The sequence below is a fragment of the Moorena sp. SIO1F2 genome (assembly GCF_010672755.1).
GTDB lineage: Bacteria > Cyanobacteriota > Cyanobacteriia > Cyanobacteriales > Coleofasciculaceae > Moorena.
On the sequence record NZ_JAAHFV010000203.1, the window covers coordinates 1 to 11,548 of the forward strand.

The following is an 11,548-nucleotide window of genomic DNA, read 5'->3' on the forward strand; positions in this document are numbered from 1 at the left end:
TGGAAGTTCTACCAAACTATCCCAGCCTTGGTTAGATATATAGTTTCGGTATAGTTAGTAGATGAGATATAGATAGTACAAATTCACTGTTCTTTCTTATTATTGTCATACATAGCAAGCAATGTAAGTAGCAATCACGCAACTTCACAAATTCTTTCACTTTTTGATGGTATATTATTAACCTCAAGAAAAGTTTTATGACTTGTATCAGGGGTAACCCCTAGTTTAGGAGTGAAGTATGCTAGGGTAGAGGGGGCGATACTGATTTTAACCAGAAATAGCAAAACCTGATAAACCTTATGCTGCACAAAAGCTATAACTTTGATTCAATGGACATTCTGCAACGGACGGAGCAGCTAGTAAGTGCAGCTTCTAATCGTTATCGGATCACTGTACAAGTGGCCAGCCGTGCCAAGCGCCGTCGCTTCGAAGATTTTGAAAGTCTAGATGAGCCATCCATGAAGCCAGTGCTGCGAGCAATTGTTGAGATGTCTGATGAATTGACCCAGCCAGAGATTATTGCGGACTAAGCTATAGTGCTGAGTGAGTCAGGGGGTAAGGGCGTCAGGGGCAAGAGTAGTTCATTACCTAGTTTCATCTTAAGGTTGTGTCGGAATGTTCCATAGCCGTATCGAAGCAATGTACAAGACTAATGGAATTAAACTAGCGCTAGGTTTAGCTCTTACCACTTTGACGAGTGGTTTACTATTGCTGTGGGAATCCCACGACCAAGGGTCCGGTGTCTTCCAGCTCCTAGGAGCACAGCCTGCTGTCGCCCAGTTTTTTATTCCCCCTGAGCTTAGCAAGGTAGTATATCAGCGTTTACCGGATTTACCACAAGAGAACCAATACATTAGTAAAGAAAGCGGTGAAGTAGCTGCCAATAATACCCTGGTTAACCGCTTAATTCGGTATCACGTCTATGGTAAAAAACGGTTGCCCAATTACCGTTTTGATTGGAAATTGACCATGGCTGACTATCTAGGTGCGTACGATTACCTAGTCGCATCCCAGTATCCCAGTGGGGATACCTTAACCGAAAATCCCATGGAAGGGGATATTGCAGCGATAGAACAATTAACTCGTGCCGAACGGGATGCACTAGTAAGCGTTTTGGTCAGCATATTCAATCCCAATCGCAGTGAAACTGTGGCACCAGAGTCGAGCACAAAACCATCACCTGCCACACCATCACCTGCTACAACCTCCAATCCTACATCACCTGCCACAACCTCTAATCCTAGAAGAGGAGTATCTTTACCTCAACCAGGAGATGCTCAGTTACTCAAACCTAATTGACGTCTGGTTAATTGGGCAGAATCAGGTTTATGGAACGTGTGGTTAAACATGGAGAAGGCTGGCGTATTGGTTGGGATCCGGAGGCTCCTAACTATAAAGGTTTAGTGGGTGGTGAGGACTGGGCATTTGAGCTAACGGAGTCGGAGTTGAATGACTTTTGTCGGTTGTTGCTGCAATTAGCTCAGACTATGAGTGAGATGGCAAGTGAGTTGATGGATGAAGAGAAAATCACTTGCGAAGCAGAAAGCGATTGGCTATGGATGGAGGTAGAGGGCTATCCTTCCGCTTATACCCTACGGTTGATTTTGAATCAGGGACGCTGTTGTGAGGGGAGCTGGGTGGCAACAGCGGTTCCAGGGTTGCTAGCAGCAGCTAAGTCTCTGAAAGTTTTTTAGTTTAGTTGTTCAAATCTCGAATAGTGTGGTATAGTAAATAAGGTTTTCCGGGGCGTAGCGCAGCTTGGTAGCGCACCACTTTGGGGTAGTGGGGGTCGTGGGTTCAAATCCCGCCGCTCCGATTCATTGGCTATATATAGTCAAGGTATAGAGATGAGTAGTGCGATCGCACTCAGTTCTTCAAGGATTGGACAAGGGTTGGTATCTTTGGAGAAGCGATTAGCCCAAAGGGCTACGCTACGCGAACGCATTTTATCTTTGGAGAAGCGATTAGCCCAAAGGGCTACGCTACGCGAACGCATTTTAAATTAATCCCCATAAAAGTCTTCATCTAATAGCTGTTCAATTGTAAAAGGACATTGATTGGGATAGTCTTCAGGGTTGGGCTTACGAATGCCAAAGCTGGCTTTTTTACCTTCTTTTATAGCTAACTTTCGAGCATCTTGATAAGCTTTAGCGATCGCTTCTTCTAAATAACGTTTAAATGAAGGACTATCTTGTAAATCTTTTTGGATACGAAACCGATGTTCTGTGACTGAACTATACCAACTTCCTTTCATGGACTCAGGAGCGTCAGTTTGAACCATTATTTTGAGTAAATGGGCAATCAAGATGGTTAAATTGCTAATGAATGCTCGCTTTTCAGCCTTTCCCATGTCCTCTAACTCAAGCAGCAAATTCTCCCAATCAATTGCCGATAAATTTTTGGATTTTATTTGTTCAACGAGGATTTCTCGCCAACGGTTAAAATCTTGTTCATACATAGTTTTTTATCAGTTAAAATTAAGGCTTTATACCAACAATAAATGAACCGATTTAAAAGTAGTATTATTATACCATTAAAGTTGTAGCTTGGGTGAAACGATAGTTAAACCCAACACAGGATCATGTAAATCTCATCAAGATTTACCGTAAAGTACATCGCACTATCCTAATAGTTTGTCAGATGCGGCCTGTGTTCCTTTCCCTCTTCCCAATAAGCGCCGCCACATCACCTGTATAATTGAGTTAATCTCAGTAGTTTCCTCTTCTGACTTCTCTACTCCCTACTCCCTACTCCCTACTCCCTAGCAGGAAATTACCTTATCCAATTGATAACTGCGTAAGCATTCAGCCGTCAGCATTCAGCCGTCAGCCGTGAGCTAAAAGCTCACGCGTGCGCGTTCAGCTTACGTAACAAAGATTAAACGAATGCTTACTTGTTTTATTTAAAAGCTCAAAGCTCAAAGCTCTCAGCTTTGAGCTTTGAGCTGAATGCTTACGATAAAAAGCATACATACCAGGGTACAGAGCAATGTCTATTCCAGAAATTAGCCAGGAAATTATTCGTTCTTATACCAGTAGCCAATCTTGGCAAAGAGGAAAAGCTTATTATCACGATGGCCATGTTATAAGAGTAGTTCAACGGGGGAAATTAATTACAGCAGACGTTGAAGGTAGTGATATTCGCCCTTATCAAGAGGTGCGACCCGTGGCGAATTTAATAATTAGATGCGGAAAGCGCACCTATTAATATTGGTTTTGAGGAAGAGGAATTAGACACAGGTTATTGTAGTTCTAGGATTATGGAGGCTACTGCCAACATATTAACATTATTAGTATGCTTGCATAAACCAGAACTAGTTGAACAGCGTCCTAGTTTAGAGTAAATTTTAGATCGCCTTAATGAAGTTCAGACACAAAATTTAATTCACGAGTTAGTAGCTAATAACCCTCAATTAATGGATGATATTGAGTATTTTGCCGATCGGGTTGCGCCACTATATGTGATTACATCATCTCCAGAAACCCTCCCCCAACGGGAGATGGGGAGATGAGGGAGATGGGGGAGATGGGGGAGATTTTTATTAAGGGTATAGCAGTCGAAGTAAAGCTTAGGACATATTTCTTTTCCCAGCTGTTGAAGCTCCCAGCTGTTGAAGCTCCCAGCTGTTGAAGCTCCCTTTAAACCAAAATACTATGTCCTAAACTATATTTCAGTTGCTATAATTAGCCTCACATGATATTAGCACCTCAAGTAGAACCTCAAGTAGCGCATTAGCTGATACGCGACACGCTGATAGCTTACATTAACAATTACCTTTTGAATTTAGCAATGCCCAAAATAGCTTTCCTGCTACTGGGCTACTTGGCTAAGCTGACTTGCAACTCCAGGCAATTCCGGCCATTGACCTGTAAGCGATACTCCACCCGATCCATTAGTCGATGGATAATTAGCCAGCCATAGCCGTTTTCCTGTAAATCACCTGGATTCGGTGGTTTATAAGAGGATGGGTCAAATCCTTGACCATAGTCCCAAATCTCCATAGCAATATCCCGTTCTTTGAGTTCTAGGCGAATCAAGATCGGTAAATTGGGTTGATCGCGATGAGCATGACGAACTACGTTAGAGTAAGCTTCCACTAACACCAATCGCAAACGATTGGATAGACTAGGCCAATCAACACGATTTCCGAGTTCAACCTGCAAAATCCCCATAAACCAGTTTTCGACAATGCTCAAAAACTTGAGGTCACTCGGTATCTGTAGTTCTGTTTTCATCCACTACAATACCTCCAGAGATACTAGGGTTTGGTCGTCTTCCTGAATCGGGTTGGTACGCTCTCGAATCCGAGCTAATAAATGACTCAGGTCAAAGGGAGCAGGCTCCTGAAGCAGAAGCTCCCAAAGACCGGATGACTCAAGCCTAGAACTGGTGCTGGTTGACCCATCGGATGAAGAACCTGTCACTGGATTCACTGGATTCAGGGTTGCTTCCGTAATTCCATCACTTGTTAGTAGCAGGATGCTACCTGAATTTAATCTTAAATTTCCTGATTCCGCCTGCCAAATTGGCAAAATTCCTAAGGGAATACCCCTAGCCTGAAGGTAAGTCGGCTCTGGAGTTTTTGACTCTGAGTGTTGTTGGACTACTTGGTGATCAGACCAAACCATAGGATAGGTATGACCAGCATTAGCGTAAACCAACTGTTGCTTGTCAGGGGTATAACGAGCCAAGACCAGGGTAATAAAACAGTTGGTATGATAGAGGTCATCTGACATGATGTGGTTAAGATTTTGGATCACTGTTTTTGGGTCTGGTGATGTTTCTTGAGCAAGTTCCCGTCGTAACATCGACATGGCACTGGTCATAAGTAAGGCAGCAGGTACCCCTTTACCGGACACATCTCCCACTGCTAGCCATATATCTCCTTGGGGATGAACATAGACTTCAAAAAAATCCCCACCAATCTGTCGCGCTGGGGTGCAGTGAGCTTGCACTCTCACCTGTTCCATCTCTGGCCAACTCTGACGCAGCAAATTATTCTGAATCTGGCGAGCTACATCTAGTTCATCCCGCATCTGCTGAGCCTGTAACTGGGTGCGTTGGAGTAGTTTTGCCTGAGAAATCGCTAACGCTGCTTGTTTAGCAACGGCTTCTATCAGCTGGATATCTTCTTTATTCCAAGACCCTTCACTCCCTTGCTGGTAGAGACACAACACCCCTAAGATCTGTTGTTGGTCCGGTAGGGGAACGATCAAATGCACCGAATTATGACCATCCCTTGTTTCTGGCCACGACTTAGTCTCGGGTTTATCTAATACCTGTTGTATCATCAAATCAGCATTAGGGATATGAGGTGTATTGCCATCCCCAGAAACCTTGTAGGTGAAACATTCTGGTGTGAGTTGGTTGAACTCTACCGGTCGCAGGATACAACCGGTAGCATCAAAGGCTTGACCCATGGTGGTCACTACCTTTTGCAGTAGACTACTATAATCTAGGGATTCTCGAATTGCCGTTGTCACCATATTGAACAATTCTTCCCGTCGTAAGGCCCGAGAAAGTTCCCTGGTTCTTTTTTTTAGCACTTGGTAAGTTTCCGCAGCTTGTCGCACCACTGCTTTTAGTTCCTCACCCTGCCAAGGCTTTGTGATGTACTTATAGACCTGACCTGAGTTAATTGCTGCCACCAAATCTTCTATATCTGTGTAGGCAGTCAACAGGATGCGAATTGTATCTGGAAAACGCTCTACTGTCCTGCTTAAGAATTCTGTTCCATTCATTCCCCCTAGGCGCTGATCTGAGATAATAATCGCCATCTCTCCTTCGGTGTCCAAAATATCTAAGGCGGTTATGGCATCATTAGCTCTGAAAACTTGAAATTTTCGGCGGAAGGTTCTGTAAAGTAGATCTAAGTTGTCAGACTCATCGTCTACTACCATCAATTTGAGTTTGTCTTGATTTCCCTGACTCATCACTAATTTTGCTTGGTAAGGGGAAAACCGAAAACTCCTGTGATTTTACCCACGGGCAGGAGGCTTTCCCCTTTGAGTTTAGCTTGGAGTTTCTGTATGTCCCTAGAGTCCACTGTTGGCGAAGTCGTCATTAAGCAAAACCTTGAACAGTTTCTCCTAGTGCTGTCGGTGTCTTTGAGTGTGGCAACCCTATCTAGGATTTTTTCCTGGTTCCGTAAAATTCCTTACACCCTATTACTGGTAATTGTCGGGTTAGGGTTGGCTTTTGTGGATGTCCGACTGGTTAACTTATCACCAGAACTGATTCTGGAAATTTTCCTACCCCCCCTACTCTTTGAAGCCGCTTGGAATATCCGCTGGCGGGACTTACGACGGGATTTGGTACCGGTGAGTCTATTTGCGATCGCTGGGGTAATTATTTCCGTAGTTGGCATTGCCTTTGCTATCAATCAGCTGACAGGACTACCCCTGACCATTGCTTTATTGGTTGGAGCCAGTCTTTCTGCCACTGACCCAGTTTCGGTTATTGCCCTATTTCGGGAATTGGGTGCGGATAAACGGCTGAAAACTCTGATGGAGGGGGAAAGCCTATTTAATGATGGGGTAGCAGTGGTTGCTTTTAGTTTATTAGTCGGACTACCCCTAGGACTAGAAGAATTTTCCATTGCCACTAGTGTTGCCCGTTTCTTAGGGTTTGTGGGGATTGGGATTGGCATCGGTTGCATCATTGGTTTTGGGATTTCCTACGCCACCCAACGCTTTGATTTACCCCTGGTGGAGCAATCCCTGACCTTGGTTTCTGCTTATGGCACTTATTTAATTGTGGAGGAACTAGGGGGATCCGGTGTGATTGGGGTAGTCACCGTTGGGGTGATCTTGGGCAATTTTGGCTCCCGGATTGGTATGAACCCCCGTACCCGGTTGATTGTGTCTGAGTTTTGGGACTTTTTAGCCTTTTTTGTGAACTCGATTGTCTTTCTACTGATTGGTGATCAAATAAAGATAGCTAGTTTAGGGCAAAATATTAACTTAATTGCGGTTACTATCTTGGCTGTACTACTGACGAGAGCGATCGCAATTTATGGTTTGGGCGCATTCAGCAATATCTTGGTCAACTCTCAAATTGGTTGGCGGGAACAAACTGTCCTATGGTGGGGTGGCTTGCGAGGTTCGGTTTCCATTGCTCTGGCCTTAAGTGTGCCAGTTGTGTTAGAAGGACGGCAAGATATTATCGAAACTGTGTTTGGCGTGGTACTGTTTACCCTGCTAGTCCAGGGGTTAACCACCCGATGGTTTCTCGAAAAGTTAAATTTAATTGGTGACCAACCCCTACGTCAGCAATATTCGGAAGTTCTTGCCCGTCGCATCGCCCTGAATCGGGTCAGAAATTATCTTGAGGAGGGCTTAAAGACCACAGAAATCGATTCCGACCTGTGGCGCTATCAAACCAAACTTATCGATACCCAACTGACAACGATTAACGATGAAATTGAGGAGTTACGGAGTAACAACCCTCAACTCCAAACCCTTGACCTTGAGCAACTTCAAGAAACAATGTTAGATATTGAAGCCGATACCTACGCCGAATTTATTCGTTCTGGACGGCTCAATGAAAACCTTTCGCCCATTATGCAGCAGGTACTTATTGAGGCAGATCAGAAAACCATTGATATTGAGGGTGTCAGCTAATTGTGGAATGATTAAAGGTAATTTAGAACAGTTTGGGGCGAGAGGGTCGCTAATTGGCAATTTAATTGAAGGCTTGCTGGCTCTAAGTACAGTAATTGTTTTTGTGTTTACCACCTGGCCTGTGGTAATGGGAATTTAGCAACTTGTTAGTAAAGATGATCGAGCATATTGTTTTGTTCAAGTGGAAAGAAGACGCTTCAGCGGATGCGATCGCATTGGCTATCAATGGAATCCTGGCCCTGAAAGACCAAATTCCTGGGATTGTAGAACTTTCCTGTGGAGAGAACTTTTCCCCCCTCAGGTCTCAGGGATTTCAGCATGCTTTGAGAGTGCAACTTCTCGATTGCGACGCTCTGAGTACCTATGCCGATCACCCAGTCCACCAGGCAGTAATCGAGAAGTATATCAAACCTATCCTAGGAGACATCATCGCAGTGGATTACGAAGTTTAGTAGCCTCAAGGATAGAGCACAGGAACTGAGGGGGTGACCGGGTGTGGGGTGACCGGGTGTGGGGTGACCGGGTGTGGGGTGACCGGGTAGCTGTACACATAAATCCAGAAGCGATGCAGAGGTGCGACCCGTGGCGAATTTAATTCGCCTACGGAAAACGCACCATTACGGTCTTGAGGGAAATCCCCATGAGCAAGTGCATTAAGACAATGATTGCCTTAGTTCCAAAAAAAGTTTTCCCTACACCCTACACCCTAAACCCTACACCCTAAACCCTACACCCTACACCCAGTAAGGCTAACAAGGTAGCTTGTCAACCCATCAGTTATTAGTCTTTGGGTGGTATGTCTCCTGCCTGCTGAGCTTTTTTAATCGCTCGTTTGAGAATTAGTACTGCCATTTGGGACAAGGAGCGCTCCTCGGCATCTGCCAATCGTTGAAGCGCTTCTTTGTCTTTTTCTTCCATATAGAGGGTTACGGTTACTTTAGCCATATGATTAACAATAATTTTTACTCTAGGTTTTTACCCAAATAAACATAAATTAACACAAATAAAAAGAAACTATATGTTATTCCATAAATTGTAATGGAAAGCTTTCTGCACACCCAATCGATAGGTAGCTTTCCCCCTAATATCAAGTCTGGTTGAATACCCATAATTAAGGGAGCCGGGCGCAGGGAGGGTGGGAAGTGTGGGAAGTGTGGGGAGATGGGGAGATGGGGAGATGGGGAGATGAGGGGTGATGGATGATCAGACGGGAAGCTTTGACAAGTGTTATACTTAGTGTTATACTTAAAAAGATTGCTGGTGTAGCTCAGTTGGTAGAGCAGCTGATTTGTAATCAGCTGGTCGCGGGTTCGAATCCTGTCACCAGCTTATCAAAAATAGTTATGTGTGGCGTTTGTGATAGCTATGAGGTAAACAGATTTTTTCACCTATTCCCTCTTACCTGCTCCCTACTCCCTGCTCCCTGCTCCCTAAAACCCAGGACTCTGTACCTCACCCAAATCAGAATTGCTATAAAACAACTAGGAATTTCTAGGAACTTCGGGCGTTATCAGCACCCCTTAATTCTGTATTTCCAACTGTTCTAGGTCAGCAGGGGTATTGCAGTTAAAAAATAGCCTAGTGTCACTGACTAGCAACTCCTGTACTGGATGCTGGGCCAACCAACGCTGAAATGACCGTCCCCCTTGATTGATAAACTCAGTGAGACTCGGTAGACACTGGCGTCGGTAAAAACCGCACAGGGGTTCCCAGCCCTTGGGGTTCCTTGGCAATAGTGCTATCGCGTAGCGTGACCTTTGGTCAATCGCATTTTCCCGAGTCTGCTCCAACTGCTTGAGCCAACCTTGCACAACCTCTGCTCTTAATTGGGGTAAATCACAAGCCAGTAACAGTACCCAATCTGTTTCAACATGAGCTAATCCTTGAGCAAATCCTACCAAAGGACCATGAGGTGTGGTCTCTTCTGGTAACGGCACTTCCCGAATGACACGACAAGTCTCAGGTAAGATATCCACGTATCGTTCTGGCCAGGGAGTGACGATATAGACTTGACCAGAGACTTGACCAGAGACTTGAGCAATACAGCTGAGGGCAACATCAGAAACTCTGCGCAGTAAGGGGACACCCTCGACCGGAATCAAGGCTTTATCCCTACCCATACGAGAACTCAGGCCTCCTGCAAGGACAATCCCTGAGAGAGCTAAGTGGTAATTAGTACTTGCTATAGCGCTGCCCATGGCTTGGTCAGGAACAGACAAGAATTCCAGAACGTAGACTGGGAGACTCCTCAAAGATTGCCCCTCGTCGCTTTAGGTCATCCTTGATATCCTCAGACATTCCTAAGTTATCTCCAAACTGAGTACTGTCTACTCGACTACCAATTAGGTTGGCATTACTCAAGTTGGCACCACCTAGGTTAGCACGACTGAGGTCAGTACGACTCAGATAAGTACCCATCAAGTTGGCATCACTCAGGTTAGCATCACTGAGATCCGCACATCTGAGGTAGGCACGACTCAAATCAGCTCCGTTGAGCAGGGCACCGTTAAGATTGGCATCACTTAGGTCAGCTCTGCTTAAGTCAGCACCCCTTAAGTCAGCACCCCTGAGGTCAGCACCCCTTAAGTTGGCATCCTTCAGGTCAATTCTAAGTGAATTGTCAGTTGGCTCTAGAGAAACACCCTTCATTAGTTCAAGGAATTCCATTTACTACTCGAAATACACTCTGAAATACAGTAATACAACTATGAAATGCTCAGCACCCTGATGCCATCAACGGCTTTGGTTTATCACTTAGATTTATTGCCGAGTTAAATTAACTCAAATTTTAATTAAAAACGAGCCTATCTTTTCAAAATTGCTAATTTTTACGACATCTTGCTGATTTTTTATACTATATGTTGTCAATTGAATTTTTAACTAGTTAGTGATTAACTAGTTACACTATCTTTTCTAGCCCTATCTGGTTTCACCAATTACCATACTGTAAAGATTTAATTAATAAATTATTAAAATTAAGTATTTTGTGAAACCGGTAATATATAAATCATTATCGATTTGTCAAAAATCCTGTCACCAAGACAGTAAATCTGTTATCTAATATACCTCTTGGCAAAGTATTTAGGTAAGCCGTCAGCCGTTGGCCGTTGGCCACGCTACTTGAGGTGCTATCAGCTATCAGCTTAAAACAAGCTATTCGGCTGACGAGTTCAACGGACTCAAAGCCAAAGACTATGAATTCCTCCCTTGGGCATTCGCGTAGCGTGGCCGTTCGCGTAGCGTCGCCAAAAGGCCAAAAGGCCAGGGAACTGAGATGTAAGCATATGTGCTACGCGCACGCTACACCGAACAGCTTGGCACAGACTTCGACGCTGATAGCACCTCAAGTAGCGTGGCCATTCGCGTAGCGTGGCCATAGGCCAAGGCCTTTAGCTGATAGCTGATAGCTGATAGCTGACAGCTGATAGCTGATAGCTGATAGCTGATAGCTGATAGCTGACGGCTGAATGCTTAGGTTTTCACACTTCGTTACACAGTTAATGACAAATTGATACAAAAATGGTATTTGATGACCATAATTAATTATAATTAATTCAGTAGCGGAAAATATTAGGTTTAAACCTATTTAACCCCGCTGCTTTTAACCCCGCAGGGTTGTTGCTTTGACGGTAATTGCCTGTCCGCTAAGGTAACAACCTTGTGGAATAATGCTGATAGTGCTCATAAATTAAAGGAGGAGAACTATATGCGCGGTTGTTCCATGCTTCTAGCTCTTCTAGTGTTTGCTGGATTGTTGTATTTTATCGTCAATTCTGGTACCTTTGAAGGGTTGATGGACACCATAACACCCTCGGAACGGCAATTGGAATAAGCGATAGGGCTGGGCGCGGAGAGATGGGGAGATGGGGAGATGGGGAGATGGGGATATAGGGAGATAGGGAGATAGGGAGATGGGGAGATGGGGA

At 44.5% G+C, this 11,548-nt stretch carries 16 protein-coding genes and 2 tRNA genes; 10 read left to right on the forward strand and 8 right to left on the reverse strand.

Features of this window, described 5'->3' with window-relative positions; translation table 11 throughout:
- Positions 1-302: 302 nt before the first annotated feature.
- The 5 genes from F6J94_RS21395 (at position 303) to F6J94_RS21415 (ending at position 2,006) form a co-directional block, all read left to right on the forward strand.
- Positions 303-530, forward strand: a complete 228-nt coding sequence (locus tag F6J94_RS21395; protein WP_334220033.1) for a DNA-directed RNA polymerase subunit omega — start codon at positions 303-305, stop codon at positions 528-530.
- A gap of 109 nt (positions 531-639) precedes the next feature.
- Complete coding sequence (locus F6J94_RS21400) at positions 640-1,299, forward strand: hypothetical protein (protein WP_293043977.1); 660 nt, start codon at positions 640-642, stop codon at positions 1,297-1,299.
- A gap of 29 nt (positions 1,300-1,328) precedes the next feature.
- Positions 1,329-1,694, forward strand: coding sequence for a DUF1818 family protein (locus tag F6J94_RS21405; protein WP_293043979.1), 366 nt, complete (start codon positions 1,329-1,331; stop codon positions 1,692-1,694).
- A gap of 48 nt (positions 1,695-1,742) precedes the next feature.
- Positions 1,743-1,816 (forward strand) — tRNA-Pro (locus F6J94_RS21410).
- A 4-nt stretch (positions 1,817-1,820) separates the two neighbouring features.
- On the forward strand, positions 1,821-2,006 hold the full coding sequence (locus F6J94_RS21415) for a hypothetical protein (RefSeq protein ID WP_293043981.1): 186 nt from the start codon (positions 1,821-1,823) through the stop codon (positions 2,004-2,006).
- On the opposite strand, the gene F6J94_RS21420 is transcribed toward F6J94_RS21415, so the two are convergent.
- On the reverse strand, positions 2,003-2,458 hold the full coding sequence (locus F6J94_RS21420) for a DUF29 domain-containing protein (RefSeq protein WP_293043983.1): 456 nt from the start codon (positions 2,456-2,458) through the stop codon (positions 2,003-2,005). The genes F6J94_RS21415 and F6J94_RS21420 overlap by 4 nt on opposite strands.
- A gap of 175 nt (positions 2,459-2,633) precedes the next feature.
- Here F6J94_RS21420 and F6J94_RS21425 point away from each other — a divergent pair, with 175 nt between their 5' ends.
- Together F6J94_RS21425 and F6J94_RS21430 are read left to right on the forward strand one after the other, a co-directional pair.
- Positions 2,634-2,765 carry a hypothetical protein gene (locus F6J94_RS21425; protein WP_293043985.1) on the forward strand — a complete coding sequence of 44 codons (132 nt, stop codon included), beginning with the start codon at positions 2,634-2,636 and terminating at the stop codon, positions 2,763-2,765.
- Positions 2,766-2,988: 223 nt separating this feature from the next.
- Positions 2,989-3,207: a hypothetical protein gene (locus F6J94_RS21430; protein WP_293025947.1), complete on the forward strand. Its 219-nt coding sequence runs from the start codon at positions 2,989-2,991 to the stop codon at positions 3,205-3,207.
- Between the two features lie 611 nt (positions 3,208-3,818).
- Here F6J94_RS21430 and F6J94_RS21435 read toward each other — a convergent pair.
- Both F6J94_RS21435 and F6J94_RS21440 read right to left on the reverse strand, forming a co-directional pair.
- Positions 3,819-4,235 (reverse strand): anti-sigma regulatory factor, encoded by a 417-nt coding sequence (locus F6J94_RS21435; protein WP_293043987.1) that lies wholly within the window; start codon positions 4,233-4,235, stop codon positions 3,819-3,821.
- A gap of 3 nt (positions 4,236-4,238) precedes the next feature.
- Positions 4,239-5,933, reverse strand: coding sequence for a SpoIIE family protein phosphatase (locus tag F6J94_RS21440; RefSeq protein ID WP_293043997.1), 1,695 nt, complete (start codon positions 5,931-5,933; stop codon positions 4,239-4,241).
- Positions 5,934-6,029: 96 nt separating this feature from the next.
- On the opposite strand from F6J94_RS21440, the gene F6J94_RS21445 reads away from it, so the two are divergent.
- Together F6J94_RS21445 and F6J94_RS21450 are read left to right on the forward strand one after the other, a co-directional pair.
- Positions 6,030-7,622, forward strand: coding sequence for a Na+/H+ antiporter (locus F6J94_RS21445; RefSeq protein WP_293043999.1), 1,593 nt, complete (start codon positions 6,030-6,032; stop codon positions 7,620-7,622).
- A 155-nt stretch (positions 7,623-7,777) separates the two neighbouring features.
- Positions 7,778-8,074, forward strand: a complete 297-nt coding sequence (locus F6J94_RS21450) for a Dabb family protein (protein ID WP_293043989.1) — start codon at positions 7,778-7,780, stop codon at positions 8,072-8,074.
- Positions 8,075-8,402: 328 nt separating this feature from the next.
- On the opposite strand, the gene F6J94_RS21455 is transcribed toward F6J94_RS21450, so the two are convergent.
- On the reverse strand, positions 8,403-8,567 hold the full coding sequence (locus F6J94_RS21455) for a ribbon-helix-helix protein, CopG family (RefSeq protein ID WP_083373549.1): 165 nt from the start codon (positions 8,565-8,567) through the stop codon (positions 8,403-8,405).
- Between the two features lie 311 nt (positions 8,568-8,878).
- Here F6J94_RS21455 and F6J94_RS21460 point away from each other — a divergent pair.
- Positions 8,879-8,951 (forward strand) — tRNA-Thr (locus F6J94_RS21460).
- 191 nt (positions 8,952-9,142) lie between these two features.
- Here the strand turns inward: F6J94_RS21460 and F6J94_RS21465 are convergent.
- From F6J94_RS21465 to F6J94_RS21480, 4 genes are all read right to left on the reverse strand, one after another.
- The gene (locus F6J94_RS21465; RefSeq protein ID WP_367142251.1) at positions 9,143-9,874 is read right to left on the reverse strand and encodes a molybdenum cofactor guanylyltransferase; all 732 of its coding nucleotides are present in this window, start codon (positions 9,872-9,874) and stop codon (positions 9,143-9,145) included.
- A complete protein-coding gene (locus F6J94_RS21470; RefSeq protein ID WP_293043991.1) occupies positions 9,828-10,289 on the reverse strand; it encodes a pentapeptide repeat-containing protein in 462 nt (153 codons plus the stop codon). The genes F6J94_RS21465 and F6J94_RS21470 overlap by 47 nt, the downstream gene beginning before the upstream one ends.
- Before the next feature lie 512 nt (positions 10,290-10,801).
- Positions 10,802-10,999, reverse strand: a complete 198-nt coding sequence (locus F6J94_RS21475; protein WP_293043993.1) for a hypothetical protein — start codon at positions 10,997-10,999, stop codon at positions 10,802-10,804.
- 359 nt (positions 11,000-11,358) lie between these two features.
- A partial coding sequence (locus F6J94_RS21480; RefSeq protein ID WP_293043995.1) for a hypothetical protein occupies positions 11,359-11,548 on the reverse strand: 190 nt, incomplete at its 5' end.

Bases quoted from the DNA above. Each gene is read 5' to 3' on its own strand.
- F6J94_RS21435 (WP_293043987.1), bottom strand. From the start codon at position 4,235: ATGAAAACAGAACTACAGATACCGAGTGACCTCAAGTTTTTGAGCATT.
- F6J94_RS21400 (WP_293043977.1), top strand. From the start codon at position 640: ATGTACAAGACTAATGGAATTAAACTAGCGCTAGGTTTAGCTCTTACC.
- F6J94_RS21470 (WP_293043991.1), bottom strand. From the start codon at position 10,289: ATGGAATTCCTTGAACTAATGAAGGGTGTTTCTCTAGAGCCAACTGAC.
- F6J94_RS21430 (WP_293025947.1), top strand. From the start codon at position 2,989: ATGTCTATTCCAGAAATTAGCCAGGAAATTATTCGTTCTTATACCAGT.
- F6J94_RS21455 (WP_083373549.1), bottom strand. From the start codon at position 8,567: ATGGCTAAAGTAACCGTAACCCTCTATATGGAAGAAAAAGACAAAGAA.
- F6J94_RS21420 (WP_293043983.1), bottom strand. From the start codon at position 2,458: ATGTATGAACAAGATTTTAACCGTTGGCGAGAAATCCTCGTTGAACAA.
- F6J94_RS21445 (WP_293043999.1), top strand. From the start codon at position 6,030: ATGTCCCTAGAGTCCACTGTTGGCGAAGTCGTCATTAAGCAAAACCTT.
- F6J94_RS21450 (WP_293043989.1), top strand. From the start codon at position 7,778: ATGATCGAGCATATTGTTTTGTTCAAGTGGAAAGAAGACGCTTCAGCG.
- F6J94_RS21440 (WP_293043997.1), bottom strand. From the start codon at position 5,933: ATGAGTCAGGGAAATCAAGACAAACTCAAATTGATGGTAGTAGACGAT.
- F6J94_RS21475 (WP_293043993.1), bottom strand. From the start codon at position 10,999: ATGGCCACGCTACGCGAATGGCCACGCTACTTGAGGTGCTATCAGCGT.
- F6J94_RS21405 (WP_293043979.1), top strand. From the start codon at position 1,329: ATGGAACGTGTGGTTAAACATGGAGAAGGCTGGCGTATTGGTTGGGAT.